Source organism: Achromobacter spanius (assembly GCF_002812705.1).
Taxonomy (GTDB): Bacteria; Pseudomonadota; Gammaproteobacteria; order Burkholderiales; family Burkholderiaceae_B; genus Achromobacter; species Achromobacter spanius.
The window spans coordinates 4,795,690-4,821,511 of sequence record NZ_CP025030.1 but is presented as its reverse complement, the minus strand read 5'-3'; the positions used below and the strand labels follow the sequence as shown (position 1 = coordinate 4,821,511).

The following is a 25,822-nucleotide window of genomic DNA, read 5'->3' as shown; positions in this document are numbered from 1 at the left end:
GTTGATGAAACTGCTACAAGACCGCGTTGCCGTCATTTCTGGGGCAGCGCACCCCAAGGGCATAGGCAAAGCCACCGCCAGGCTCTTTCTGGAACATGGCGCGCGCGTGGCCATTCTTGACCTGGACGAGGCCCGCATACGGGAAAGCGCGGCGGACCTGGGCGCTGCGCCCACCCAACTGCTTGCGCTGGCCTGTGACGTCGGTAGTGACCAGCAATGTCGTACTGCCATCGACCAGGTCGCGGCCTGGTCAGGAGGCGTGGTCGACGTGCTGGTGAACAATGCCGCGATCACGCAGAAGGCCACGTTTCGTGACATCACCCCTGCGGATTTCGAACGCATCCTGCGGGTGAACCTGACCGGCGTCTTCAACCTGAGCCAAGCCGTCATCCCATTGATGATTCCGCGCGCGGCGGGAAGCATCATCTCGATTTCATCGCTGTCGGCGCAGAACGGCGGCGGCATCTTCGGCGGCGCGCACTACTGCGCGGCCAAGGCCGGCGTGCAAGGCATTACCCGCGCCATGGCCAAGGAATTCGGTGAGCACAAGATACGGGCCAATGCGATTGCACCGGGCCTGATCACCACCGATTTCTCGCGCACCGGGCGCTCGGATGAAAGCAAGGACGACGCCGCCCAAGGCTGGCCGCTGCGCCGGGCCGGACGCCCGCACGAAGTGGCCGGCGGCTGCCTGTTCCTGGCCAGCGACCTTTCCAGCTACATCACCGGCACGACGTTGGATATCAACGGCGGCGCCCACATGAACTAAGGAACATTCATGAGCAGAATTTTTGGTGGCGTTCGGCAAGTGGGCTACGTCGTGCGCGACATAGAAAAAGCCATGAAGCATTGGTCCGAGGTGCTTGGCGTTGGCCCGTGGTTTTACAAGGAAGAGGTCGGCACCACGGAATTCCGATATCGCGGCCAAGTGTCGCAACCGCCGCGCCTGTCCATCGCCTTGGCGAATTCAGGCGATCTGCAAATCGAGTTGATCCAGCAACGCGATGACGCGCCGTCGCTCTATCTGGACTCGCTGCGCAAAGGTGGCGAGTGCGCGCAGCACGTGGCGTTCTGGACGCTGGACCATTTCGACGAGTTCTGTGGCCGACTGCTGCGCAACGACTACGAGGAAGGGCACGGCGGACGAATGGGCTTGCGCGGCCGCTTTGCGTACTTCGTTCATCCTGACTTGCCCAGCGGCATGATCGAGGTGTCGGAAATGAAGGGCGGCAAAGGCGAGTATTTCGACGAGATCAGAGCAGCCTGCGCATCGTGGGATGGATCCGCGCCGATACGCCCGCGAGCCTAGCCGGCCGAGTGCCGAAGACGGTGTATGTTAGCCACTTTCGGCACAGACAAAACCACAATCATGAAAGACCCAATCGCCCGAGTCACCATCCGCGACGTCGCCAAGAAAGCCGGGGTTTCCCTGGGCACGGCCTCGCGCGCGCTGAACCGCACCGGACGAGTCAGCGAAGCCGCCATCGCGGCGGTCGAACAGGCGGTACGCAGCCTGGACTATCGGCCGGACGCCGTGGCAAGAAGCCTGCGCACAAAGTCATCCGGCGTGATCGGGCTGCTGGTATCCGATCTGGCCAACCCGCTGTACGCGCGCATCATCACCGCGACGGAGACCGCGCTACAGGCCGAAGGCTACTCACTGCTTGTGGCAAGCACCCACAACGAAAGACGGCGCGAAGCGTCCTTGGTCGACATCTTTCGCGGCCGGCGCGTTGATGCCTTGATTCTGGGCCCCTGCGAAAAGGAGTCCGCCGAGCTCATCGACAAGCTGTCGCAAGAGTTGCCCGTGGTGGCGCTGGATCGAGAGTTCGGAGAATCGTCCGTCGGTATCCACGTCGATCATGCGGCGGGCGCGTTCCAGGCAACTCAGTATCTGCTGAACCTGGGGCACACACGCATTGCGCTGCTGACGCCGGGCACGGATCTACGAACCGGTAAAGAACGTATCGCGGGCTTTCGCCAGGCATTCGACGCGCGCGGCATTGTTCCCGACCCGGCGCTGATCCGGGCGGAACGCTCCGCGATGCAGTTCGCCTTCACCGAGGCAATGTCACTGCTGTCGCACGCGAATCGCCCCACGGCATTTGTCTGCCTGGGAACCAGAATCCTGTCCGGCGTGCTGCAAGCCCTGCGCCATACCGGAGACTCGGTGCCCAACGATATCAGCGTGATCAGCATCGGCGACACCGATCTGTCGCAGCTATTCAGCCCCGCCATCACCTCGCTCAGTTGGGATCTAGAGGCGGTGGGCACGTGTGCGGCACAACTGGTTTTAAAGCAACTGGATCGCCAGACGGCGTCTGCCCAAGGCGATCGCATTGTCATCAAGACGCAGCTGATATTGCGCGAATCGTGCGCGCCCGCGGCGCCGTCTTGACCCTTCATCAACATCAGGAACGCTCATGACACTACCGTACACAATCACCCATCAAGATCGCCTGCTGACCGTCAACATTGAAGACGGCGTTGAAGTGCCAGGCGCCGCCCCGGGCTCATCGATCATCCCCCTGTTTCTGGACCGGGAGAACGGTGTGTGGGTGCTGTACGGCAAGTTCGCCCCGGGCACGCGCCTGCCCACGCACTTCCATACCGGCGTCGTCCACTTCTACACCACCAAGGGCCAGTGGAACTACCTGGAGTACCCGGATGACGTCCAGAAGGCCGGCAGCTATCTGTACGAACCCGGCGGCTCGGTCCATACGTTTTCGGTGCCCGAAGACGCTACGGAGCCGGCCGAAGGCTTCATGGTGGTGTTCGGCGCCAACATCAACTTCATCGACGGCCAGTTCGCCAATATCCGCGACGCGGGCGCCATTGAAGATTCGATTCTTGACGCGGCCAAGAAGGCCGGCCTGCCCGTGCCCCGCTACATCCGCCCCAAGGGCGGCGCCGAATTCACGCGCGACTGATCGGGGAGGGTTCTGGCTATGCGTTTGGCATCAAAAGTGGCCCTGGTAGCAGGCGCCGGCACGTTAAGACATTCTTTTTCCGCCGCTGATCAGGTGGGCAATGGCGCAGCCTGTGCGATCCGGTTCGCGCGCGAAGGCGCAACCGTTATCTGCACCGACCGGTCCCTGGCGGCCGCGGAAGAGACCGTGCAGATGATTCGATCGGAAGGCGGTGTCGCGGAAGCACTGGCGCTTGACGTCACGGATTCGGCACAGATCGAGCGGGTCTCGCATGACGTGGCAAGGCGCCTTGGCGGCATCGATATCCTGCACAACAATGTCGGCATCGAAATCCAGGGCGATCTGCTCGCCGTGCAGGACGACGAGTGGGACCGCGTCATGACGGTCAACGTGCGCGGCTCGATGGCGATGGCGCGCGCCTTCCTGCCGCAGATGAAAGCGCGCGGTGGCGGGTCCATCATCAACGTGTCATCGACGGCCAGCCTGAAATGGAGTCCGATGCAATTTCTGTCGTACAGCACCGCCAAAGCGGCCGTCAATCACATGACGCGGGTCATCGCGCGGCAGTATGCCCCGGACCAGGTGCGGTGCAATTGCATCATCCCCGGCATGATCCGCACGCCGCATGCGGATGCGCTGTATGCAAACGCAGAGGCGGCGGAAGCCGGGCACAAGACGCGGGACGCAAGGTGCCCGATGGGGCGCCAGGGCAGCCCTTGGGATATTGCCAATGCGGCGCTGTTCCTGGCGTCTGATGAGGCGGCTTACGTTACGGGGTGCTTGATGGTGGTGGATGGGGGGTCGAGTTTGTAGCGTCAGGGGCTGCCGGGTTCGATCGCCTCGCTTTAGTTTCTTTCAGCAGCGGATCCGACGGACTCACCCAAACCTCAATCGTGCCGCGGGTGCCTTGCAAGCCCGCCGCAAGCGGTTGCACTTTCCAAGCCTGATCGGAAGAGCCGCGGTATTCCTTTGTAATACCTGCCGCTAACCGATGCGCGCAAGCTTCGCTTCCTGGGTCGTGGTAGCGGATTGCGCTTGAACGGACGGGAATCGGGGTTGCACGACCTGATCGCCGCGCGGTATCCATGACGTCTTCGATGGGCGGAACACTTGCACCCAAACTGCGCCATCCCGCGCGGAAGGTGCGTGCTATGTCCCGGTCGGCCCCATCGTAGACCTGTATGAAGACTGTTTTGCCACGGCATATGTCTTCTTTTTCCGCTGTCTCCGTCGATCGGATTTCGACGTGTTGGTTTACCCTCAGTCGTTCGCGTGCAACGTCGGGTGGAGTAGCTGGAGAGTCGATCGAGGGGATCTGTGTTGGCGCGGAGGCGCTGCTGACCGGCGTTGAACCGCCCATTTGACTGTCGGCGTAGATAGGGGGGCGGGCGTCCCTGAGCGGGTGACAACCCATGCCTATGTCGCGAATATCCCGTAGGGCAGATTCGTTGATCGTCGCTTGCGACGGTTGCTTTGCCGTCGCTAAGAACACTCGCTCTTGGTTGAGCATCCTTATCCTTCCTGTTGAGCAGGGATGAAGGTTGTGCCACGTACCGTCAGATGAATAGTCGTAGCCCCAATAGCGGGCATTCTGCAGTTTGCCAGGGGATGCAAGGCACGACATATAAGGTGCTGGAACGGGACCGATATTGGAAGCGAGCAGCACAAAGCAGGCCGAGCTGAGGTCCTTACCTTGCAATCGACATAGTTTTACGGTGTCGCCAACAATGCGTAGGCCGAGCGGCGATTCTTGCAGCCATCGCGCCTCGCCATTACCGCAAAGGTTGTCGGCGTTACGGACCAGGGCAGCGGCGAGCGTCGACACGGAATCCCTGGCCGCGTCCGGAAGCATGGGTTGAAGTGCCTGGCCGTGCTGTCCGGGTTGATTCATCTCCACGGTATCCAAGGTGTGGGGAATCTTGGCCCAGATATCGGTAAGTTCTTTCATACCGTTCCGCTCTCCGTTTTGGCGGGCAGACACCGACGCGCGAGCGCTGTCAGCCGCTTGCCATACGGTTACCCCGACTGTGGCGACGGCACCCGCACCCAGTGTTGCCCCGACCGCGGCGACGCCTATTCGTGCGGGAATGCGTGTCGGTTTTTTCTGAGCTGATTGGATTGCCTCCGCAGCAGGTGGGAATGTGAAAGCGCGAGTATCCGCTTCAAAGTACTTTTCGGGGCGTTTCAACACCGCTCGGATAAAGTCAGGCGCCAGTTTGTCCGCGAGGAACTTACCCAACTGAAAGTAGCTTTCCCACTGCGCCTCGGTAAAAAACTGGTTCGCGGTGCTTTGCTGCGGGAAGTCAGGATATTCCTGCCGATAGCTGTTGATGTCCATGGGCAGTGCGTTGCACACGTTCGGCTTGATGATGACCAACACACCCGAGGCATGGGTTTCACCGGGGTAGCGTACTCGGGCGAGGGCGATGCAAGCGTTGCTGTCTGAGGCGGCCAGTTCATTAAGCGTGCCAACGTACTGCAATACACCGTGCCAAACCTCGCATGCCGCTCGGAGAGGCTTTTGAAATAGGATTTCGACACCCAAATCAACTCTAGCCTTGCGCACAAGGTTCTCAATATCTCCGAATTCATAGTTGGGGTCTGCGCCGCAATCTACCAGGACGATAAACTCACAATGCGCCGCCAGCAGAGCGTAAGCGCCTGTATTCTCGAAATGCCCACCGTCGGTGATGAACCAATTGCTGTGGCGGTCTGCATTGAAAGAGCCTAGGGTCTCGGCAAGAAGGCCTTTTGACTTGTCCACGCTGATCAACGGCCCGGGTGTTTCGTCACGTGCCGAACGGGTCAGCCAGAATCCCAAGCGAACGCCCGCAAACGTGAGCAGAGAGGACAGGCCTCGCTGCGTTCTATAGCCCAATCCGGGCGCCACGGCGGCGCCCGAGGCGGCTAACCATGTGCCCAGGCTGCGCTTGCCGATACCCGGTATTCTTCGCCAGCCTTCTTGGCTAAGTTGCGAAATTCCCGAGCCCACGACGCTGAGAATTAGCCCCTTCCTGTCCCGATTGAACAGTCTGCCTTCGGGGTCCGCGGTTTGATTCACGCATGTGTTGATGATGTGTACGGGCCCTCCATGTTTGTGGGGCCGGTAATCAGAAAGCAGCACGTCGTCGTCCGCGTGCACCGCTCCGACGTTCTGGATCTTCGTCGTTGTGTGCGCGGAAGGCGGAATATCGTCTAGCGCATTGACACAGGGATCGACTCGATGGCCGTTCGCCGCCCCCAGGTACGCGCGTACCAGCCTTGCCCGATAGAACGCATGTAGCGAGGATAAGTTAAGAAATTCCAGGTTGCGCCCAGTCCATAGGGCATAGATGATGATGGGGATCGTCAGGCCCCCTAGGAATACCCATCCATTGTCAAATGACAATTCTCGAACGAGCGGGGTTGGACCGGTAGAAGTCTTCAGTTGAATGAATATGGAACCCAGCACCACTTTCTGTACCACGGCGACCCACCAGATGATCAGGATGATCGTCAGCGCGATGCCCGTCCACTTTGCTACGGCTTCGACGAGCTTTGCCGCCGTTTTTGAATTGGGAATCTGACCGGCTCCGCCGATAGATAAGACGGTCCGAAGCACGGCGACTGTCACGCCCAAGGTGATGCCGACATCCAGCGTGGCAAAGGATTCAAAAGCGATCCACCAGGCGATGCGATCTATTGCGCCAGCAACCAACACCACGGCCAGCCAACGTAGGGATGTCGCCAAGCGTCGCGTTAGTCGATTTCTTTCTTCATCGATATGCGATCCCGTCGGGGCGCTTTGGGCGGTTTTCTTCGAGGACGTTGTTGTCGTTGTGCGCCTTGCAGTCCACGTTGAGGTGAAGACTAGTAAGCCGATTGCCGCCGCCACGATGGCCACGAGATTCCGTGCGGGCTGCCCGATCGGAGTGACGTCGCCGTTGAAATTCCAGATTACCAAGGCCGTAGCGCAAGGAATCGCCGCGGTGACGACGGCCTGCACGATGACCTTTGCCAAACTTGCAGACCTTGCCCAAGGCAATTGCCAATATGCAAAACCATAGTTAGCTGTAAAAAACAGCACCAACGGGACGAGAATCCAAGGCGTGGCAAACCAAGGCTGGATCACCTCGACTAGATCCAACACTTCCGGGTTGCGGTATCCCAGGACCATCAGGCGTTCCCAAACCAGCAAGTCGAACGCGGCCAGGGCCAGGCCCACCAGCAGGCCAATCAAGGCAAACTCAAAATGCACGCCGATGAGGTTGCGCAGGTACAGCGCGATCGCGAACAAGCGATCTTTCGCGCCTCCCGGCGCCAGATAGTTTCCGTTGGAACGCAACCACCAGCCAAACCAGGTTGACTCGCCGCGCGCCATGGCGGTCTGTACGTGCTGGGCGTCGGCCGGCGTGTTGGTGCGATCGAACAGGCGGCCCAGCATGCCCCCGATGTATCCGCCGCCCGATACCGTAGAAAGTAGATCAAAGTGCAGCAACAGTCGGTTCGCGGCTAACGAGCGCAGCACTCCGAAACTGAACGTGGCGCTACGAATGCCGCCTCCGGAAAGTGCCAATCCCCATTTTCGCTGGCTGCCATCGGGAAAGTCGCGGCGTCCGGACGATTGCTCAATGGACTCAGCCTCAAGTTCTCGAAGCTGCTCACGACGGTGAGAGACGAGCTGATCCAGCATGTCTTGTTGATCTGTCATTGTCCCCTCCGGGGGCCGAATCGGGCGACCATGGGGTTAAGTATCGGATGCATTCGAACGGTTGACGTACTTCATATTCAGTATGAAGAATTCGGTCCAGCCGCCATGGCCAATAAAGCCAAAGCGGCAGGATTGACGAGTGCTTGGATCAAGGTGGCGGACGGGAAGTCGGAATGTTGGACGGCTTGTTGATGGACGCGGAGAGAGGCGAAGGGTTCTTGTCAGGAGGCGCGGACAAAGCTGGCGCTTATGCCGCGGCAAATTGAGCCAAGCTGCAATTGCGACCCGACGCGTCCTACCCTTGTGGAATCTCAACGTGAAACGCAGGGTCGCCGTTGATGGGCGACAAGTATTTGGAGATATCGCCCGCGGCTAGCGCTTCGTCGAGCGCGTTCATAAAGGCATCCCGGTTCGCGATGGACGAGGGCGCGATATCGACAACATTGAGCTGGGCGGGGTCAGCGCAATGGCGGCTGACTGTGCCTGGCCCCAACGCCAGAATTTTCGCTTCCATCGCGTCCTGGATCGTCTGCTTGCCGTGGCCGGCAGATTTGAGTCGTTCGTACTCCCGTATGACCTTTTTTCCGGGTTGGCCGTACAGACCGAGCTGCTTCTGGACGCTTGTCGCCTCGAGGTTCACGAACATGGCGCGGGCCTGGCTTGCTGGCGATCGTACCGTGCTGGTGACGACGCAGGATGCCAGGCCCGCAGAATCAAGGATCGAACTCAGAATAGATCGGGAACGCGCGCTGACTACCGACGCGTCGGCGCTTGGAATGAATTTGATGCTGCCCATGAGCCAGCCTCCAATTTTTGAAGTCAAAGAACGTCGTTGTGTTAGTTCCGACTTGCGCCATCATCGTCGCGAAATTATGGAAGGCCTCGTTTTCTTCGGACATACCTAATTTGCGGTATGCAAGGCGCGCAACTTGGTTGGGATCCCGTCGGAGCGCCAGGCGATGGGTAAGCGAGTCCGCGGTTGAGGCCAGCGGGTCGTACTTGCAGAGACGAGCCGTCCAGAGATTTCACGCTTGCGGCATGCCGAGGTGGATAAATCCGTTCATTCGTTGATGGGCAGACTACCCGCGCGTCCTACGCTCCTGGTTTTAGGAGAGGGACATCACCGGTCGTTGTTTTTGCCTGGCCTTTGTGGGTGGCGCGGCGTGGGTGCAGTGCTTTGCGGTATTGCCGGGGGCGATGGTTTTGGCCGTGGTTGCAATTACAGGCCTTGTCGCGGCGGCTGTCTGCATGCGATGCCGCGGCGATGTTGCTCGCATCGCGTCCGCCCTGGTGCTGGGCCTTTGCGCCGGCACGCTTAACGCCTGCCTTCAAGCACACCATCGGCTAGACGACTCATTGGCGGACTTGCATCAAGACCAAGTCTCGCGCCTGATCCTGCGCGTGGCCGAATTACCGGATGGCGACGACAGACACCATCGCTTCATCGCCGAACTGGCCGAGCCCGCGCGCCCGGGCATTCCGTCTCGCATCCAGGTCACCTGGCAAGCGCCGCCCGGCACCACTGCACTCATGCCCGCATTGTTGCCCGGCCAGATCTGGCGGATGGCACTTGTCTTGCGTCGGCCGCATGGCGTGCTGAACCCGGCGGGGCCGGATGGGGAAGCGCGCATGTTCGCGCGGGGCCTGCGGGCTGTGGGCACGGTGCGCGGGCGGCCGCAGTTGTTGGACGATCGGCCCTGGGCGTCGGCGGGCGTGGCCATTGAACGGGCGCGGCACCATGTGCGCGTGGGCATGCACAAGGCCTTGGGGGACCATCGCTATGCGCCGGTGCTGATTGCGTTGGCGATTGGGGATCAGGCGGGGGTGGCACTGGTGAATGACAATAAAGTCTTGTTCTGACGGACCTTTGATTTCAAAGGGTTTTTGGAAAAAGCGGAAAATCCCGTGCCATTAAAGTTCTGGTCCAGATTTGCACCGCTGTTTCAGCGCATGACATTAAAGTTCTAGTCTGACCCGACTACCCCGCAGCGCCAGATGTACGTTTGACGTACATCGTCTCCAATTGTAAGCTTGCAAATAATGCTGATTGCAAAAAACCAAAGTCCAACAGACACGGAACCTATGTGAATACTGCGGTTTGTCATCCTGGTGTGGTGCTAGCCAAGCAGCTTGAAGCTACAGGCATTTCGCCGACTGAGTTGGCTCGTCAGCTTGATGTTCCGGCAAATCGATTCACCCAGATCATCAACGGGAAACGGCGGATTACCGGTGACTCAGCCTTGAGACTTGCTCATTGGTTTAGAACGGAACCAGTGTTCTGGCTGAATCTGCAAGCCAAGTACGACTTGGATCTTGCCGAAACCGAAGCGGGTGAAGCGATTAGCTCGCTACCAAGGGGCCCGGTCCTCCAGGACCAAAGGGAATAAAAATAACTGTGGGCAGTAAGGGGACGGATGACATGGTAGGGATTGTTGCATGACTGCGGATTGGAGCGAAATCGCCGTGCCAGCGGCATCGACGTCAGTCACCGCAGCCGTCGTTGCACAAGGACCAGTTATTCCACCACAGCAACAGCTACTCCTGTACTCGCCTGATCAATGGGAAGACTTCGTTCAGGAGTGGGCTCACTACTGCCTGAAGAAGCAATACAGTCAAGTTCAGCGCTTTACCGGATCTGGCGATCGCGGTATCGATATCGCCGGCTTCACAGACGACAAGAAGCTGCAAGGAGTTTGGGACAACTATCAGTGCAAGCACTACGATAACGCGCTACGCCCGACTAATGTCTGGGTCGAAATCGGGAAGATGATTTGGTACTCGTACCAGAAAGAGTACACACCTCCTCGACGCTACTACTTTGTCGCACCCAAGGGCGCCGGCACATCCTTGACAGCTCTCTTAGCAGATGCGGTGAAACTGCGCGCCGAGTTGATTGCCAACTGGGAGAAGTATGTTCAGAAGGCGATTACGAAATCACAAGAGATCCCGCTGGACGCGCCACTTCTTGCGTACGTGAAAGCCTTTGACTTCTCGATTTTTGACGCCAAAACATCGATGCAACTGGTGGCAGATCATCGAACTTCACCCGCTCATGCGGCGCGCTTTGGCGGAGGCTTAAAGCCGCGTCCAGAAGCGGCCAAACCGCCCGCGGCGATTGCCACTGAAGAAAGTAGATACGTCACACAGTTGCTTGGTGCCTATGCGGACTATCTCAAAAAACCTGTGGGCAGCCCAGATGATTTGGCTACGGCCGCAAGATTGAAAGATCACTTTCATCGCCAGCGAGAAGCGTTTTACCACGCAGAAGCGCTGCGGTTGTTTGCTCGTGATTCGGTGCCTGTTGGTGTCTTCGAATCACTTCAAGAGGATATTTATGATGGCGTGGTTGATGTGCATGACGCCGGTCATCCTGATGGATATGTCCGAGTCTGCGCTGTGACCAAGGCAGCACGCGACCTTCAAATCACAGCAAATGCGCTAATTGCCTGCGTCAAGCCAAAGGACCGCGACGGCATCTGCCATCAGCTCGCAAATGAGGATCGCCTGAACTGGACCCAATCATGAAACAACCTGGGCACCCCGCGACCTTCAATAGCCCCCTCGAGGCCGGCATGCGAGCAGTGGCACTACTGGGCACATCGTTTCCGAAAACCTACGACTTACAACGGCTGGTGGCGTTCGACTTCCTTCTTGTCCACACAGGGGATGTTGGTGGGCCAGATAGCCTTCATCCGCCTACGCCGTATCGCTCGGCAGAGTTGCTGGTTCGGCGAAAGCTGGTGGAGGACGCGCTGCTATTGATGATGACGCGTGACCTTGTGCAAAGGGAGGTCACCCCAGATGGCATCAAGTACGGTGCGGGAGAAAACGCTGCAACATTCTTGGCTTCATTATCTACGAACTATTTTTTGGCAATGAAAGAGCGCGCATCCTGGCTTGTCGAGACCTTCGGTCATCATTCAGATCAAGAGTTTCGGGCGGTGCTTCGCCAATTCTTCGATGACTGGGTTGAAGAGTTTCAAAGCATTGAACGCAGCATGGGAGGCGCGTGATGACCATGCCAATCAAGGGTTTTCGATTACGCTTTCTCGGCTATTTCGGCCCGCAAAAAGAACCTGCCACGGTTACGTTCGGCCCAGGCTTGAATGTTCTCTATGGTGCGTCGGATACCGGTAAGTCCTTTATTGTAGAAACCGTCGACTTCATGTTGGGTGGAAAGCCGCCTTTACGTGAAATCACGGAGCGCCTCGGATATGACCGCATTCTTCTAGGGATCGAAACCCTAGCGGGAGAGCTGTTCACCATTCATCGCAGCACGGACGGTGGCAGTTTCATGCTGTACGAGGGTTTGCACGAGCAGCCCCCCGAGGGCGATGTAGCGGCTAAAACCCTCTCTGAAATCCATAGCGAACGCAACGAGGCGAACCTTTCATCGTTTCTGCTTGAAATGTCAGGGCTCTCTGGAAAACGGGTTCGGAAGAACGCGCGTGGTGAAACCAACAGCCTCAGCTTTCGAAATATTGCACGCCTGCTGATCGTCACTGAAACTGAGATTACCCAGCAGCGGTCGCCCTTACTGGACGGAAATTACACAGCGGATACGGCTAACACCTCGACGTTCAAGCTCCTGCTGACAGGTGTTGACGATTCCGCCCTAGTGAGTACTGCTGCTCGCGAACCTGAAGAGCTATCTCGGGAGGCGCAGCTTCAACTCCTGGATCAGCTATTAGATGACTACAAGGACCGACTCAAGGAAATAGCCAAGCATCCGAATGAGCTCGAAGCGCAGCTGGAGAAGATTGAAGCCTCACTCAATCAGCATGCAGCGCAGTTGAATGCCACCGAAGCCTCGTTTCAGGAGAAGGCGGCGCGTCGTCGCGAATTGCGCAAAAAGCTAGAGGAAGGTCGAGACCGTCGAAGCGACATCGCCGGCTTGCTGGAAAGGTTCAGCCTTCTCGATCAGCATTACGCCTCTGATATCGAGAGGTTGCGAGCCATTGAAGAAGGTGGAACATTGTTCGGCGTCCTTGGTAAGTCCGCTTGCCCCTTATGTGGGTCAGACCCTGCACATCATCAAAATGGCGATGTCTGTGAAGGAAATACCGACGCTGTTGTTGAAGCGGCGAGGAAGGAAATCGGCAAGATCGAAATACTCCGCAGTGAGCTTGCCGTTACGGTTCGCGAGCTGACCCGCGAGGGCGCAAGCTTTGATCGCCGGATGCCATCGGTAGTGGAAGAGCTAGAGAAGTTGTCTGGTTCGGTTGATAGCCTGATAGTACCGAAACTTGCCAAGCTGAGAGCTTCATACTCGGAACTTAACGACAAGCGGGCACAGGTGCGCGAAGCATTGGGCCTCTATGCGACGGTTCAGGATATGGAGCGCAGACGTGCTGATCTTGAGAAGGATCAGGATGCTACCGCTAAACCACAGACCGTCACGAGCGCTGTCCCGACTGCGGCTGCCGATGCATTTGCTCAAAGTGTGGAAACCATTCTCACCGATTGGCACTTCCCAGAGGCTGGTCGAGTCCATTTTGACCCCAATACTCGCGATCTTGTCATTGCTGGTAAGCCAAGGGGAGCTCGCGGGAAAGGCCTACGGGCGATTACGCATGCCGCCTTTACCCTCGGCTTGCTCGCCCATTGTCGAGCAAGCAGCACACCACATCCGGGGTTTGTCATTCTTGATTCACCGCTGCTTGCCTATCGTGAGCCTGACGGGAAAGAGGATGATCTGCGCGGCACTGACCTGAAGGAGCAGTTTTACAGCTATTTGCAAGGTCTACCGGAGGACCGGCAAGTTATTGTCGTAGAGAACACAGATCCTCCCGAGGCCATCAAGACCCTTGAGCAAGTCGAGATGTTCAGCAAGAATCCGCACAGTGGACGGTATGGCTTGTTCCCTTACGTTCCGAGTTTAGATGTGAGTGACCAAGTGTAATGCTAGGCCCGAAGCTACGAACGCTTCGGGCCTAGGTAGCGAAGATCCTTAAGCTTCTTGCTGGATTCGGTGCTTTAAACCTTCCACAACACAACTGCTTGCTCGGCGAACCTCTTGGATCGATCTTCCACCTGTTTGAACTTAAAGTTGGGAAGGCTTGCCAGCTCCTGAGTCAACAGGATGTTTGATTGAGCGTATTCCACGCATTTGGCTTTGAATGGGTTGTTCGATGCCACTACATTCAGTTCATCGGCCAGCAGAGTCATGTTGCCGATGCGATGAAGCATCTTGGTGTGTTTGACCTTCCAGCCTTCACCCAAATAGCTGGGCCAGTCTCCGAATTCCTTCTTCGTGCTAGCTTTGTCAGCGGCCTTCGGGATGATGTGCTCAAGCTCCAGTTCGTCTGGATCGGCAAGGTAATACTCGTTTTTGTGCCCGATTGCTTGGTACTCGAACATCTCTAGCGCATACCTGGCCCTATCTATCACGGCAGGGACGAAGGGGAACGAAGCAAAGGAGGACTCGAATTCCTCATCCTCAGGTGTGTGCTCTCTTAAGATTGCGAAAACAGCCTTTTCGTAGCCTTCATTGGCCAAACCAGTCAGGCTCGCAAAGATGGTTTCCAATTCATTGGAGCGCTTCTCGCAGATGTGCCTGCGCATCATGAAAGCCTCCAAAGCCTTTAGTAATCGGATATGAGTTTTTTCATCCAGGTGTTCTCTGCCAAACATATCCAGCAACCAGGTGAACGCCTGAAATGCCTTAATGCGCCAGAGATTCGCGATGTGACGATTCACCTTGCTAGACGGAGTTTCACACCACAGCAGGCGAGCGTAGAGCTCGGCGGATTGCCGCAACGCCTTTGCAAATGAGGTGAGTTTGACCTTAGGGGATGCCTCAATGGCTTCCTCTTCCTCACCTGTGATGGCTACATCTTCAGTGTCTTCCTCGTCATCTTCATCACCTTTGATGGAGGCTGACAGGAACTCCGTCATGCGTTCTGCTTCTTTAACATGACGGAGATAGTAGGACTTGAATTCGGCCACTAGCTTTGTTTGGGTCACCTTACGGTGTAGCTTGCCCGCAAGCCATTGGCGGAAGAAGGCATCACTATCCAGACCATCCAGCGCTATGATCAGCTTGCGCCAGTCCTCCTTAACCTTGTCCAGCGTACCTGCCGGCAATGACGATGCATGACCAAGTAGGAAGTTCTTGATTATGTCCGTAGGCTTTAGCCGCAAGCCACGGTTGTTGATTGTCTCGAACAGTTTGTAAGCGTCCTTGGCTGCTCCTACATCCAGTCGAATGATGGAGGCGCTGTTCAGTAGTTTATGAACGAACTCGTGTACCTGCTCCAGCGACAAGGCGTCAACCCAGTTGCAAAAATTCTCATGGGCAGCGCGTAAAAACTCGTTCTCTACCTCTGAAAGGTCTCCGTCTTGCATCACACGCATATAATCTGCATGATCTAGATCGCCGAGCTGCAACTTAGGTTGTTCCTTGCGATCTAGCCCCTTGCATCGCAGAAGCTTGGAGAGTTCTTGTGCGGTGTCAGTATCCTCCTCGCGAGCAAAGCGGCGTGCCAATACCTGCATTAGTACCGTGATCGTAGTGACGCGTTGTTGACCGTCCACGAGCTCCAACTGGTTAACGCCCGGCTTATGGGTGTCAGACAGGAATAGCACTGTACCCAGAAGATGGGTGTCTCCAGCCGGCAGCAGGCGCAAGTCATCGAAAAGCTCACGTTGTTGCTTCACGCCCCACGCATAGCGGCGTTGATATGCCGGTATTAAAAATTGCTCGTTGCTAACTGAGAAAAACTGCTGAAGGCTTAAGGTAGTAGGTGTTATTTTCATTTGATTAGCGGAACGAGATGGGGCCAATCTGTCCATCTGAGAGGCCGGCAGGCTTTGTGGCCGCTTAGTCGAGGGCCTTCCGTACGTCAGATGGCATGATAAGTTTTCGACAATGCCATGCTTGAGATTTTACTTGCTGAACACTATGGAGGCCAGTTCAAGCACGGCCAGAGCTCGTCAAGACCTCGATCTGATCGTGATTCTCTAGCTGTAATGAAAAACCCAGCCTACGGCTGATTTTGGTTCAAATGGCGCAAGCTCCTTTAGGTTAGCAGGACGTTTAAATGCACTGGTTCGATCACAATCTGGTTCTGAGAGACGTCTATCGTCTTGCGTTAATGCTGGAGTTCGGAGCGAGCAGACATAGCGCTCGCTTCGACGATGTTGGCTGGCTGGGCGGCCTACACGATGAATTCTTTCGGAATGAGGCCGGGCACCTTTTGGTTTCTATCGCTGCGGCGATTCGACGGGTTCAAGATCGAGAATGGAGTGCGATGTCTCCGCAGGAGCGCAAGCACTATGGAACGATTCCGTTGTCGGATGAAGAAAGCATTGGTTTTTATGCAAAGAACCCGCCCAAGGACTCTCTGAACTTTGGTCTTCGCCAAGCTTGCAACTGCATCATGCACGGGGAAAGCATCCAGTGGAAGGACCCCGCCGAGGGGAATTTGCAGTCGGTTTGGGAGGCGCCGTACTACGACATGGTCTTGAGTGGAGCAAGTCGAGCGGATGGAAAGAACTTCTTGATGACCGGCGCTTTTGTCTTCTTGGTCGGAGCTGAGAATGATGGCTCCTGGGAAGCTGTCGTGCACTTGCCGCGATTCCTGAAGGCTGCGACAGAGAAGGTCAAAGGACTTATGTCTTAACGTAGGGGCTATCGCAACGCAGCAATCGTCTAGTTTTCAGACAGATCAGGCAGTAATCGACTGCTTTTCCGACAAAACATGCGGTAAGTGACTACTTTTCAGACAGTTTTACCCAGCATCGCAGGGTAATCGAGTGGTTTTCAGACATCAAGGGGCACCTACCTCTACGGTCGAAGTACCCTTGGAGGCCCTCATCAAAACCCTCAGCTCCCACAAGGGAGCTGGACCTGCGATGGGCGACATGGGCGATCATCTGGGCAGCTAAAGGAAAACCCGAAGCAGGGACCAGCAGTTTCGGTCCTGGGGGCAGGCATGACGGATAGTACTCGAAGCTCAACCATATACGGCAAAAATGCAATATCTTGGTATACGTCATGCTCCACGGCATCTAGGTAGCAATTAAACTACGGAAGGTGCCAGAAGCGGATCTGCGCAGTTGGGCCTGGAGACGTGCCCTCCGTGGGCCGTGAGCTTTAAGAAATCCCCGAATTTCCAGATTGTAAGAGTCAAAATGTCAACGGTATTTTTTGCAAAGCAAACAGGAATCAAAGCAATAAAAATAGATAAAAGGGACCTTGCCATCTTCATCGATGATTCCGGCTTAAGGCAAAAGTTAAGAATAGAGGATGCGATTAAGTGCCTTGCGAAACTGGACGAGACAAATCCAGAGGACCAAATCATCTTGGTATACCTAAAGCAAGCCAAAACAAAAGTGAATCTGATAGATGCTGCGCTGGGCCGTGAAATAGATGAAGAACGATCGAAAGTGCACTGCAACAACCCCAGCGAAGGTTACAAAATTGCCCAGTGCAGCTTAAATAGCACTGGCGAAGAAATCAGGGTGCTAGCCTTGAAATCGGCACGAAATCCTCTCAAAGCAAGTACGGAAGATGAAGCGTTCACCATCGTTGACGAAATAGCACGAACCAAGGAGGGGATAGCGCTACTCAAGGGCTTGTATGCAGTAGAGCGTCTCGGGGAGAAAATCGGGAAAGAACTCACTCCCTTGGAGCAGGAAGTTCTGGCCTACATAGCCGCTTATTGAGCGTAATGAAGATCAGGCGCCGGGCAGTACTTACTTCCAGCCACCCCCCCAAGGTGTTTGCGACTCGCAGCGACCTGGAGGCCCATCAGCGGTTTCAGGCTTCCGTAGCCACAGGTCACCACCAAATCGATACCGGTTACGCGGCCGCTTAGCGAACCCAGACCGTCCAGGCGTACGACTCGGAGGTTGGGGCAACTTCGGTTTGCATACGGAAACCGCGGCGATAGTCGGTTTCGTTCAGCGGAGAAAATGCCCAGCCTCCAAGAGGGGATGAGGTGGCCACAATCGACAAGCTATTAGCCCATGTTCCCTCGGCGCCGTAGCCCATGGCGTTGTAGAGCGTTGAGCGCGGATCGTGGCTTCCGTAGAACTTGTCTTTGTAGCGGTAGATCATGTACTGGGCGCCAGTGGTCGGATTACTTGTCGTTATAGGGGCAATGTCCCCGGTGGTGTACTGCCAAGTCACGTAAGTGACAAAGGTGGCATTTTCGTCTTTGCCAAAAGCTACCTGGGTATGCGCCGGGATCGCATTCGCCGCCAGCACGTATGAATCACCGTTCACACCACCCGTCCAGTTGGTGACCGGATTCGCTTCCGTCTGTCGAACAATACGCGTCCAGCCGCCGCCGGCCGAGGTCATGTCGCAGTAATAGCTCTGAGCTGGCGCTGGACCCGCGCCGTCTACGGCCAAGATGTACCAGCCGCTGGGCGCTCCAGGGTTAGCTTGGAGATACGCATTACAGCCCCCTGAGAAGGCGCCGACTCGTACCGGGTACGTCTGTTTTGCGCTCTTGTCCTTGTAGGTCACAGCGACATCAAAGCTGGCACCGGCTTCATTCAGACTGGATGGGGTTCCCGCGACCTGGCCCGTGACGTTGTCCAGCGCCAGGCCTGCAGGCAAGGTTCCGCCGGCCAGGCTCCAGCGCGCGGCCGCTGGGTCAAAGTCCGCATCACCCGTCACACTCAAGTACGGACGCAAAGACTCACTGTAGGCCTGATTGACCGTCGCCTTGGACAACGCGGCGCCCGCCAGGGACACAGTGATTGCAGACTCCACGGGCGCTTTGGCAGCGGTAGGGATGGGTACCACAAGGAAAAACTTCGGGGATGCAAACGCAGGCGCTGCAACGGCACTAAGTGCGAGGGCGCAGGAGAGGGAGAGAAATGTCTTCTTGAACATGGGCATACCTTTTGAACTTGGATGTCAAAGGTATAGCTCCAAGTGCTCGCGATAATTGAACTGCGCCAGAGAATAGCGGCCTTGGCTCTTTGCAGACTGACAGACAGCGTTTCGCTTCAATCCTCTGCGCGCGGCAACCTGCTCTGACATCTCTGCGAGCACTGGCTGCAATCAGACCTTTTCGTTAGCCATAACTGGCTTTCGTCCTCTTCGGGCGACGGACTCCACTAGTGGGCCGTCGGCCCTTGTGATCCTCAATACTTCAAGAACCTGATCAAAGAGGCCATCGGCCTTCCAGCGACGGAATGTCCAACTCAAGTCTGTTGTCTTGAACCCCTTGGTAGGCACCTTCGCCCACCAGATGCCTGAGGAAAGCTTTAGAAGGATGGCGTCCAGTAGATCCCTGCGTGAGTGGATGACACTTTGGGCTTTGCGTCTTGGAGTCAGAATCGGCTCGATCAGCTGCCACTCCTGGTCGCTGACCGATGAGGTACCGTCCAACTGCAACGGGACCTTGATGCCAGCTACTGATGCCTTGGCTTTTCGTTGAGGGTCCGCCATCGAGTGAAAAATCATCGTTTCGCTCATGCCCGTGACGCTGTCCTCTGCTGGTATGGTCATCGCGATCAACGCTGCAGTCGTCACAAATACCCGATTGCCAAGCCTTGGTCCATGCAAGGCAATGCGAAAATCACCAAGTGGAAGATGCAGTCGTAGTGCTCCAGTTGAAGCGGCTAGATAGACGCTGTGCATCGCCTTTCTGGCTGACTTTGAGAGCTGCAACCATTCCACGGGTTTGTTAGGCGCTGCGCTCTCCCTACAGCGGGAATAGTGTCGTGTGTACGCCAGATTGTCGACGACGACAGTAGGTGGCGTCTGGCCGTAGTCCACGTAAGCGAGGAGGTCTGGGCCAGTGATCTTGAAAGCTGCTGGAAACAATAGCGCGCTGGGCTTAAAGAAGGCCCGCATCAATACCAGCGCCGGCACATGCACCGTCAGGTCGTCGTTCCCCATGAATTTGAAGACTTCGTGGCGATTCAGACATCCTTCGGGTAGCTCAATACCTATCCCTGCAAGGTATTCATCAGGATCTGAAAGGGACCACGACGATAGGCCGCCCTCGTACAGGACGCGATAAGGTTTCGTAGTGCGAGGCACCTTGAGCCGCTCGCTCGCGATCTCCTCGATGCGCCTGTGCTCAATACCTTCGTTCGACGTAAAAACTTCAATGCTGCTGGTGTCCAGAGAAACACCGAGTGCCCATTCCATAGACGACTCCAATAATAGGAATTCGTATAGGAAAAACACCAGGCCCATGTTGGGCCTTCAGCTATCTTTTTTTGGGGTAAGTTCGAGGCCGTTTGCCTGCCTGCCGCTCGGACTGCGGCGTGGCTTTGAATCTCTCGATCCACAGCAAGATCGTTGGAATTTCATGGCGGAAGTGATGCAGGAGCGACACAATCCCTGCCTTCTGTGCCAGCCCCCTGACGGTGATCCTTCGACCCTCCCATTTGCACCGAGCGACCTCTTTATCCATGACCGCTATTGCCTTGCGTTGGATGAGGTCCCAATCCCTGGGTTTTGCTTTCTTGCGGCGCTCGTACTCCGAAGGGGATCGAGATGGGCGCGGAGCGTTCAGCAGGAAAATGTTCAGCAAAACGTGCTTCAACGCTGTGGTGCTGGCCCCTGAAGAGCGCACCAATAGTGCCGGCCAGGCGTTGCGCCGAGCGAGGTCGATATTGGCACCCAGGGAGGACAGGTAGGCGTCGCCGTAGAACGAACGGAGGTCCGCCGAAAGAACCTCCCCGAATATCTGACCACTGGTGAAAGAATATCCATGGCTCGCGGCAAGGTCTCGGTAGCGCTCCGCCCAATCACCATACGAAAGGCCAAGCCTCAATGCCTGGTCCGAGAACCTTGCAATATCCATCAAAACAACTCGTGAAACCTCGTAAGCGCAGGCCCGAACTGACTGCACCTCATTGGGCGGCACCATGAACCGCTTCGCACGGATATCAACATCGCTCAAGCGCAGAGGTTGCTCATGTACGGCACACAGCAAAACGCCAGGGAGTTGATGCGATCGCCGCCAGTACGTCTCACCGTATCGCAGCAGATCCTGCGCTTTGCAGGCCACACAAAGCTTGAGCAGGCTCGTCGACTTCGTTGCGTTTTGAGCGACCGCCGCGACGCAGAGATCCGAGCTACCGCTCAAGAGCGAGGTCAGGATACGTTCTTTGTCCCGTCGCGCCATGAATGCAACCGCGTAGGGCAGCAAGGTGTGGCTATGGATGAATTCCTCCAGGTCCATCCCGAAAGCTTTCGCAATCCCTTCGTGGCCCGTTATTACCGTAGAAATCGTGGTGATGTTTCGGCCGGTCAGGTGCCGCATTAAGCGCTTTTGCGACAGGCCCAGTTGCCTCATCGCCCGACTCAACAAGCTGCCTAAAAGCTCATCAGGGTATGGGCGAAGGAGGTGCATGGTCAGATATCGATGACTTCCTCGAGCAGCGGGGCCATTCCAAACTCCTGTAGCTGCTCCAAGACTGGAACTCCTCTCGACCTGGCATGTGAGATGGCTCGCCGGTAGTCCTCCAGCCGTTCATCGAATCTGTCTGGCGCAAGCTCCTCCTGTATCTTCGTCCGCCGCTTCCTCTTCGCTGACGGGGTGCTCGTCAAGGTGGAAACCGCCTGCTTCACGCCCTGTGCAAGGTTGATGCTTGAATCTGCTTGGGCTACCGCATCAGCCACCTCGCTGGATTCTTCAGCGCTGAACCCCAGGGCGGTCAGGCCGGCGGCAAGCCGAGGCGTGAATGTGTTGTCTGTTGCCCGAACACTGAAAAGCGGAGACTTCAGGTGGTTCAACTTGCGGTGGGCGTTATCGATGTGCTGCTGAAGATTCAACGGTGCGATATCGTCATACTGGCAAAGCATTTCCAAATCATCGCGGCTCAAGGCTTCTACCATCGGATGCATCAACTTGAACTCGTCCTCAAAGATATCGAGGATGAGCTCCGGCGTCAGTTGTTCTGTGCCATTGAGCATTGCCCGTGCCTGCGCAGATGCGAACAGCTTGATGGCCAGGTCGATCACGCCTTGGCTACAGTCGTACATGCGTTTGCTGAGAATGGGATCCAGCGGGACGGGATTGCGTGTCCACTGATACTGCCAAAGGATGTCCAGGAAAGCATCCCACTCGCTTTCTTGGCCCGCTGTCCCTGGGTGCAATCGATCCCACGTCGAGATGCCGTGCCCGCTCGAGCGGCGACCCTGTCGAAAGTCGATACCCAAGACCTTGGATGCCTTGTTCGTGCCAATGAAAAGAATCGGGACCTTTAAGTCGTTGCTGGCTGACACGAGCTCTGTCATGACCTTCTGACCACCTTTAGTCGCATTGGTCAGGTTCTGTACCTCATCGCAGATAAGCAGGCCAACCAGGTGCAGATTCATCAGGCGGGCAACGCTTCGCATGATCGTGTCTGCGCCTGCCTTCCCCTTTAACGCATACTGGCTGTAATAGTCGGCGCCAGGGATTAGCTCATCGATCTTTTGCAGAATGCCGTGAGCAAGGCCCTTGATCGATGAACCGTCGCTCGGCATCTCGACGTGCAGGTAAGGGATCTGATAGAGGTTGTACTCTTCGTGGTAGATCACTTTAGGTAGGTGAGCGCACCATCGATTTACGGTCGTCGTCTTTCCCATGCCTGAAATGCCGACCAGGGACGTCGAGATCTGAGGTGTTCGGGACGATGCGGTCTGGCTGAATCCTAGGCCGGCAAGCTGCTTTTCGTAGATCGACTGGAATATCTTTGCGTGTCCCGGCGTCCTTGGAGCGCGGCCGACGTAGCCGGTCCGCATCATTGAATCCATGGCCCGGCTCAACTCGACATGGTTTTGCATCGGGATCATGAAGTTCTGCAAGCTCTTGAGCATCATGAACCGGTCAGCGGTCGACCACTGACGCTGGCTTGGATCAAATTCGGGCATCAGCGTAAGGGCGTCAATAAGCGCATCGTCGCTCATGGTTGGCGGCAGCGCTTCAATCAGCGGGTTGCCGCGGAACTGAGGAATCAACTGCTGGGCGTACTTCGCCGAGACGATGTGAGAGGTATCGTGCATATGTAGTTCTAAGCTGTGTTCTGTCATGAGCGCATCCGGGCGCGTGCTGCTTCAATGCGCTCTGCAAGGGAGCCGGAAGCTGCCGTTGGAGTTGGCGTTGTCGGGCTGGAGTTCTGCGGCTCTGGGTGCAGAGCGGGCGCCTCGCTGCGCTTTCCCCCTTCAATCTTGGCCAAGGTCTTGCGTTCGAGCTTGCGTTCCTCCTCGCGCACCTCCTTGATGTCGGCACGGCGGGCTGAACGCGACACTTTGGGCGCTGATTTCAGGCGTTCTCGAGCGGCATTCATCACCGGACGGGTTGTGGTGGAAAGATCAATGCTGTTTTGCAGGCGAGAGTGCTCGGCATCGATGCGAAGCACTGCACGCAGGCATTCGTAGTACGCAATTTCATCAAAGCTCATTCCCTTGTACTTGGCGCTTCGCTCCGTCAGCGTCGCCACGTAGGGCTCGCGCTTGCCATCCAAGGGATGCACATAGATTGAGTCGGCAAGGCGAGTGTCGTAGGAGACCGTCACCGAGAATCGACGTTTGCGGGCGGTCTCGAACCACTTTTGTGCGATGGCCTCAGGGAAGCTGTAGAAGCAGCCTTCAAACTCGATTCCCTTGTCGGTGACGATCGCCTTTTTCTTGCGCAGCAGTGCAAACCGGACCACGGATTCCTCGTAGCGCGTCAGCAGGCCCGCACGGGACTGGATGCCGTGGTTCCATAGTTCAATCGGGCTTGGACGGACGTTGTCCAGAAGCTCCTTGGTGTCCATGTCGTAGCCAAGCATCTCCCTTTGGTTGCACGCAATGATCGTGTTAAGGATCAGATGGCCAAAATCTCTCAACGTGAGGCAGGCGTCTTTTTCGTAGTGCTTTCCCCGGCGCCGAGTGGCGTTGGATGGCGGGTCATACGCGGGAGCGATGGGCTGGATACTGTTGTGAAGCAGCCGGAAGCCGCATTCAACCAGTGGCTTCCAGTCCGGCCGCTTGCTGGGCAGGTTAGTGACGGTGACATGCAGACCTTCGGCGATATTGCTGCTGGCGTGCGATATCATGTCTCCGCGGTCAGCGAGAAACTCAGACGGGAATACTTGGTGTGCCGGCCAGTCTTCAGGCGCGTAAGGTACGCCGTACCGACCACAGAGAGCGCGTTTGTCCTCGGCGATGCTCAGGATGGCCTGCATCGCTCCGTTCCAACTGGCATTCTCCAGGCCAAAGTAAAACCCGACGATGAGACGAGATTTGCGGTCAATGATGAGGTAGAGCGTCGGCTTGCCGATAATCTTGGTGACGTCTTCGCTTGACACCAGGTAGATGTCCGCGATGGTGGCGTCGATCTCATAATAGTGTCCGACACCTTGGCAGTCCGCCATGATGGTTCCGAGCCGCTTTCGATGCTCCCGCTCGAAGTCTGAGTTCCCCTGGCGGCCGCGCAGCCGTGTCTCAATGTCGTAGGCCTTGAGGAGAAAATGGCGAAACTGGCGCAGACTCGGTCGAGCACCCAAGGGATTGACGTGTAGCTCGCCGTTGCCGTCAGGGTGGCGGTAGAACTGCTCGACCAATGATCGATAAGCCGCAGGGACGGAGATCTGTGCGTTTGGCAGGTATTCCTTTTCAATCACTTTGCGGAAGAATGAACTGTCCGCCATGGTGATCTGGTAGGTATCATAGCCATTCTTGGCTTTGCGTCCTCGCCCAGCTGTGATCGCGCAGGCCTCGCTCGCATCGTCAGCAGCAGGCGTGGTGCGGCCAGACTTGTCGTAATCCGGAAGCAGCGCGTACTTGGTCTGCCCCCTTTGCCAGTAGCGACGCAGGTCTTTGTAAAGCGTGGTCGGCGCGCAACCTGTCTTCCTCGCATGTTCCGCGATGGCGTGCTTTCGGGTCTTTGGCTCGAATAGCGCCATTCCATGCGCAGACAGAAGCGGATCGAGGCGTTTCCATGCCGCCTCGCATCTGCGAATGCGCGCTTGGCTGTGGCCATGGATAGGCGTCGTCGGCGGGGAGACGCGCTCAAGATCACGAATCTCGGAATACGGAAGGCACTCAGGCCAGGCATGCGGGTGCAGCGCTATGACCCAGGCTTTATTCGTGGAGGTGTCGGCTTGGAGCAGGCGCATTTGCATCCCGTCCAGCATGAAAAGGTCATTGCTAAACAGCATTCTTGCCACCTACCGCACGCAGTCGACCAGCGCTGGATGTCATTAGGAAGGATCCAATGGGATCGTTAGCCAAGTTTGGAGAGTTGAGGTTGGCGAGAAGAGCGCGCTCTTGCATGAGCATGCGTGCGATGCGAAGGCCTGTGCCTGGCTCGACGCCGTATCGCGCATCAAAGGAGGCGCAGTACGCCGCCAGCGGAGTGGCCTCCGAAGCGTCATATGAAGCCAGTTCGCCCGCCATGCGACTTTTTAGCTGGTCATAGAATCCAGCGTGTGGCTCGGTCTCGCCAGTTTTGAGTTGCGCGTCCCTGATCCAGTAGATGTTGGCGATCTTCTGTTTGGGTATGCGCGAGTGATAGATGAGGTGGTGAAGTATCCCAAGTGCTTGGAAGTAGCTGCGCTGAATTTCCAGCTTCTCCAGGGATGTCTCGTCCTCCGCCTCTTCGTCTCGCTTGGCATTCAGCGCAATGTAGTCTTCCCCATCAGCGGTGCGAACCGTCAGTAGGAAATCAACGGTCATCACTGTCGGGACCTGGGTGCCTGGGTAGTGCGGGTGGCGGATTTTGAGATCGTGGGCGACCGTTTGGGTGATCTCCCGATCGAGCGGATACTGCTCGCGGATATCAATTACGGAACGCGACCACTCGGCCGCGATGAAGATGTCGTGCTCTACGTCGGAGAAGAGATGGTGAGCGCGACCGGTCTTGGAGCTCCAGACGCGGCGAGAGCGACCGGTGCTACTGAGATCGAACACTTCAAGCCACGGGTTGTAAGCTGAGCCCGAGCCTTCCCCATATCCCGCTTTTTGGCGTTCTGCGATTTTCTTCTCGGTCCACTTAATCCGAGACATACTGACCTCCTCATTCCGTACGCTCAATGCGAGCCAGCGTGTATAAGAAAATCTGTGAGCCGGCTAAGCGGTGTTAACTGCTAGAAGTAAAGTAGTAATCACGTATATCGAAAAATAACCCTAATAGACCTGTAATCATCATTTGTGATGAAAATACATTATTTGTGGATCGTTGGCAACTATAGGGCCGCTTTCTCACTACATGCGTGGGCTGTAAAATGAGTCGGATACCTACGAGATACCTAG

At 56.6% G+C, this 25,822-nt stretch carries 21 protein-coding genes; 12 read left to right on the top strand and 9 right to left on the bottom strand.

Annotation, left to right across the window (positions count from 1 at the left end; genetic code table 11):
* Positions 1–4 precede the first annotated feature (4 nt).
* Genes CVS48_RS21695 through CVS48_RS21675 form a run of 5 tightly spaced genes read left to right on the top strand, consistent with a single transcriptional unit; the run spans position 5 to position 3,743 of the window.
* Positions 5–769: an SDR family NAD(P)-dependent oxidoreductase gene (locus CVS48_RS21695; protein ID WP_100856243.1), complete on the top strand. Its 765-nt coding sequence runs from the start codon at positions 5–7 to the stop codon at positions 767–769.
* A gap of 9 nt (positions 770–778) precedes the next feature.
* A complete protein-coding gene (locus tag CVS48_RS21690) occupies positions 779–1,309 on the top strand; it encodes a VOC family protein (RefSeq protein WP_100856242.1) in 531 nt (176 codons plus the stop codon).
* 60 nt (positions 1,310–1,369) lie between these two features.
* Complete coding sequence (locus CVS48_RS21685) at positions 1,370–2,398, top strand: LacI family DNA-binding transcriptional regulator (RefSeq protein ID WP_242001197.1); 1,029 nt, start codon at positions 1,370–1,372, stop codon at positions 2,396–2,398.
* Between the two features lie 25 nt (positions 2,399–2,423).
* Positions 2,424–2,930: a 2,4'-dihydroxyacetophenone dioxygenase family protein gene (locus tag CVS48_RS21680; RefSeq protein WP_100856240.1), complete on the top strand. Its 507-nt coding sequence runs from the start codon at positions 2,424–2,426 to the stop codon at positions 2,928–2,930.
* Between the two features lie 18 nt (positions 2,931–2,948).
* Positions 2,949–3,743: an SDR family NAD(P)-dependent oxidoreductase gene (locus CVS48_RS21675; RefSeq protein ID WP_100856239.1), complete on the top strand. Its 795-nt coding sequence runs from the start codon at positions 2,949–2,951 to the stop codon at positions 3,741–3,743.
* Here the strand turns inward: CVS48_RS21675 and CVS48_RS21670 are convergent.
* Both CVS48_RS21670 and CVS48_RS21665 read right to left on the bottom strand, forming a co-directional pair.
* Positions 3,700–7,620: a patatin-like phospholipase family protein gene (locus tag CVS48_RS21670; protein ID WP_100856238.1), complete on the bottom strand. Its 3,921-nt coding sequence runs from the start codon at positions 7,618–7,620 to the stop codon at positions 3,700–3,702. The genes CVS48_RS21675 and CVS48_RS21670 overlap by 44 nt on opposite strands.
* Before the next feature lie 295 nt (positions 7,621–7,915).
* Positions 7,916–8,416, bottom strand: coding sequence for a hypothetical protein (locus CVS48_RS21665; protein ID WP_100856237.1), 501 nt, complete (start codon positions 8,414–8,416; stop codon positions 7,916–7,918).
* 401 nt (positions 8,417–8,817) lie between these two features.
* Between CVS48_RS21665 and CVS48_RS21660 the strand changes: the two genes are divergently transcribed.
* From CVS48_RS21660 to CVS48_RS21640, 5 genes are all read left to right on the top strand, one after another.
* Positions 8,818–9,480, top strand: coding sequence for a ComEC/Rec2 family competence protein (locus tag CVS48_RS21660; RefSeq protein ID WP_100856236.1), 663 nt, complete (start codon positions 8,818–8,820; stop codon positions 9,478–9,480).
* Between the two features lie 143 nt (positions 9,481–9,623).
* The gene (locus CVS48_RS21655) at positions 9,624–10,007 is read left to right on the top strand and encodes a HigA family addiction module antitoxin (protein ID WP_242001199.1); all 384 of its coding nucleotides are present in this window, start codon (positions 9,624–9,626) and stop codon (positions 10,005–10,007) included.
* 49 nt (positions 10,008–10,056) lie between these two features.
* Complete coding sequence (locus CVS48_RS21650) at positions 10,057–11,145, top strand: ABC-three component system protein (protein ID WP_100856234.1); 1,089 nt, start codon at positions 10,057–10,059, stop codon at positions 11,143–11,145.
* Positions 11,142–11,633, top strand: coding sequence for an ABC-three component system middle component 2 (locus tag CVS48_RS21645; RefSeq protein WP_126376300.1), 492 nt, complete (start codon positions 11,142–11,144; stop codon positions 11,631–11,633). Before CVS48_RS21650 ends, CVS48_RS21645 begins: the two co-directional genes overlap by 4 nt.
* Positions 11,633–13,522 carry an SMC family protein gene (locus CVS48_RS21640; RefSeq protein WP_100856232.1) on the top strand — a complete coding sequence of 630 codons (1,890 nt, stop codon included), beginning with the start codon at positions 11,633–11,635 and terminating at the stop codon, positions 13,520–13,522. The genes CVS48_RS21645 and CVS48_RS21640 overlap by 1 nt, the downstream gene beginning before the upstream one ends.
* 74 nt (positions 13,523–13,596) lie before the next feature.
* Here the strand turns inward: CVS48_RS21640 and CVS48_RS21635 are convergent, their stop codons facing one another.
* The gene (locus CVS48_RS21635; protein WP_100856231.1) at positions 13,597–15,378 is read right to left on the bottom strand and encodes a DUF262 domain-containing protein; all 1,782 of its coding nucleotides are present in this window, start codon (positions 15,376–15,378) and stop codon (positions 13,597–13,599) included.
* Positions 15,379–15,662: 284 nt separating this feature from the next.
* Here CVS48_RS21635 and CVS48_RS21630 point away from each other — a divergent pair, with 284 nt between their 5' ends.
* Both CVS48_RS21630 and CVS48_RS21625 read left to right on the top strand, forming a co-directional pair.
* Complete coding sequence (locus CVS48_RS21630) at positions 15,663–16,244, top strand: hypothetical protein (protein WP_100856230.1); 582 nt, start codon at positions 15,663–15,665, stop codon at positions 16,242–16,244.
* A gap of 511 nt (positions 16,245–16,755) precedes the next feature.
* The gene (locus tag CVS48_RS21625) at positions 16,756–17,289 is read left to right on the top strand and encodes a hypothetical protein (RefSeq protein WP_126376303.1); all 534 of its coding nucleotides are present in this window, start codon (positions 16,756–16,758) and stop codon (positions 17,287–17,289) included.
* A 148-nt stretch (positions 17,290–17,437) separates the two neighbouring features.
* On the opposite strand, the gene CVS48_RS21620 is transcribed toward CVS48_RS21625, so the two are convergent.
* The 6 genes from CVS48_RS21620 to CVS48_RS21595 form a co-directional block, all read right to left on the bottom strand.
* A complete protein-coding gene (locus tag CVS48_RS21620; protein WP_242001200.1) occupies positions 17,438–18,469 on the bottom strand; it encodes an Ig domain-containing protein in 1,032 nt (343 codons plus the stop codon).
* A 171-nt stretch (positions 18,470–18,640) separates the two neighbouring features.
* Positions 18,641–19,738, bottom strand: a complete 1,098-nt coding sequence (locus CVS48_RS21615; RefSeq protein WP_157814474.1) for a transposase — start codon at positions 19,736–19,738, stop codon at positions 18,641–18,643.
* A gap of 61 nt (positions 19,739–19,799) precedes the next feature.
* Positions 19,800–20,951 (bottom strand): TnsD family Tn7-like transposition protein, encoded by a 1,152-nt coding sequence (locus CVS48_RS21610; protein WP_100856226.1) that lies wholly within the window; start codon positions 20,949–20,951, stop codon positions 19,800–19,802.
* A 2-nt stretch (positions 20,952–20,953) separates the two neighbouring features.
* Positions 20,954–22,615, bottom strand: coding sequence for an ATP-binding protein (locus CVS48_RS21605; RefSeq protein WP_100856225.1), 1,662 nt, complete (start codon positions 22,613–22,615; stop codon positions 20,954–20,956).
* A complete protein-coding gene (locus CVS48_RS21600) occupies positions 22,612–24,729 on the bottom strand; it encodes a Mu transposase C-terminal domain-containing protein (RefSeq protein WP_100856224.1) in 2,118 nt (705 codons plus the stop codon). Before CVS48_RS21600 ends, CVS48_RS21605 begins: the two co-directional genes overlap by 4 nt.
* Positions 24,719–25,576: a TnsA endonuclease N-terminal domain-containing protein gene (locus tag CVS48_RS21595; protein WP_100856223.1), complete on the bottom strand. Its 858-nt coding sequence runs from the start codon at positions 25,574–25,576 to the stop codon at positions 24,719–24,721. The genes CVS48_RS21600 and CVS48_RS21595 overlap by 11 nt, the downstream gene beginning before the upstream one ends.
* Positions 25,577–25,822: the final 246 nt, after the last annotated feature.

Excerpts from the sequence above, each read along its gene's own strand:
- CVS48_RS21695 (WP_100856243.1), top strand. The coding sequence starts at position 5 with ATGAAACTGCTACAAGACCGCGTTGCCGTCATTTCTGGGGCAGCGCAC.
- CVS48_RS21600 (WP_100856224.1), bottom strand. The coding sequence starts at position 24,729 with ATGCTGTTTAGCAATGACCTTTTCATGCTGGACGGGATGCAAATGCGC.
- CVS48_RS21660 (WP_100856236.1), top strand. The coding sequence starts at position 8,818 with ATGGTTTTGGCCGTGGTTGCAATTACAGGCCTTGTCGCGGCGGCTGTC.
- CVS48_RS21690 (WP_100856242.1), top strand. The coding sequence starts at position 779 with ATGAGCAGAATTTTTGGTGGCGTTCGGCAAGTGGGCTACGTCGTGCGC.
- CVS48_RS21615 (WP_157814474.1), bottom strand. The coding sequence starts at position 19,738 with ATGGAATGGGCACTCGGTGTTTCTCTGGACACCAGCAGCATTGAAGTT.
- CVS48_RS21650 (WP_100856234.1), top strand. The coding sequence starts at position 10,057 with ATGACTGCGGATTGGAGCGAAATCGCCGTGCCAGCGGCATCGACGTCA.
- CVS48_RS21640 (WP_100856232.1), top strand. The coding sequence starts at position 11,633 with ATGACCATGCCAATCAAGGGTTTTCGATTACGCTTTCTCGGCTATTTC.
- CVS48_RS21645 (WP_126376300.1), top strand. The coding sequence starts at position 11,142 with ATGAAACAACCTGGGCACCCCGCGACCTTCAATAGCCCCCTCGAGGCC.
- CVS48_RS21685 (WP_242001197.1), top strand. The coding sequence starts at position 1,370 with ATGAAAGACCCAATCGCCCGAGTCACCATCCGCGACGTCGCCAAGAAA.
- CVS48_RS21665 (WP_100856237.1), bottom strand. The coding sequence starts at position 8,416 with ATGGGCAGCATCAAATTCATTCCAAGCGCCGACGCGTCGGTAGTCAGC.
- CVS48_RS21675 (WP_100856239.1), top strand. The coding sequence starts at position 2,949 with ATGCGTTTGGCATCAAAAGTGGCCCTGGTAGCAGGCGCCGGCACGTTA.
- CVS48_RS21680 (WP_100856240.1), top strand. The coding sequence starts at position 2,424 with ATGACACTACCGTACACAATCACCCATCAAGATCGCCTGCTGACCGTC.
- CVS48_RS21595 (WP_100856223.1), bottom strand. The coding sequence starts at position 25,576 with ATGTCTCGGATTAAGTGGACCGAGAAGAAAATCGCAGAACGCCAAAAA.
- CVS48_RS21635 (WP_100856231.1), bottom strand. The coding sequence starts at position 15,378 with ATGAAAATAACACCTACTACCTTAAGCCTTCAGCAGTTTTTCTCAGTT.
- CVS48_RS21610 (WP_100856226.1), bottom strand. The coding sequence starts at position 20,951 with ATGCACCTCCTTCGCCCATACCCTGATGAGCTTTTAGGCAGCTTGTTG.
- CVS48_RS21670 (WP_100856238.1), bottom strand. The coding sequence starts at position 7,620 with ATGACAGATCAACAAGACATGCTGGATCAGCTCGTCTCTCACCGTCGT.
- CVS48_RS21605 (WP_100856225.1), bottom strand. The coding sequence starts at position 22,615 with ATGACAGAACACAGCTTAGAACTACATATGCACGATACCTCTCACATC.
- CVS48_RS21620 (WP_242001200.1), bottom strand. The coding sequence starts at position 18,469 with ATGTTCAAGAAGACATTTCTCTCCCTCTCCTGCGCCCTCGCACTTAGT.
- CVS48_RS21630 (WP_100856230.1), top strand. The coding sequence starts at position 15,663 with ATGCACTGGTTCGATCACAATCTGGTTCTGAGAGACGTCTATCGTCTT.
- CVS48_RS21625 (WP_126376303.1), top strand. The coding sequence starts at position 16,756 with ATGTCAACGGTATTTTTTGCAAAGCAAACAGGAATCAAAGCAATAAAA.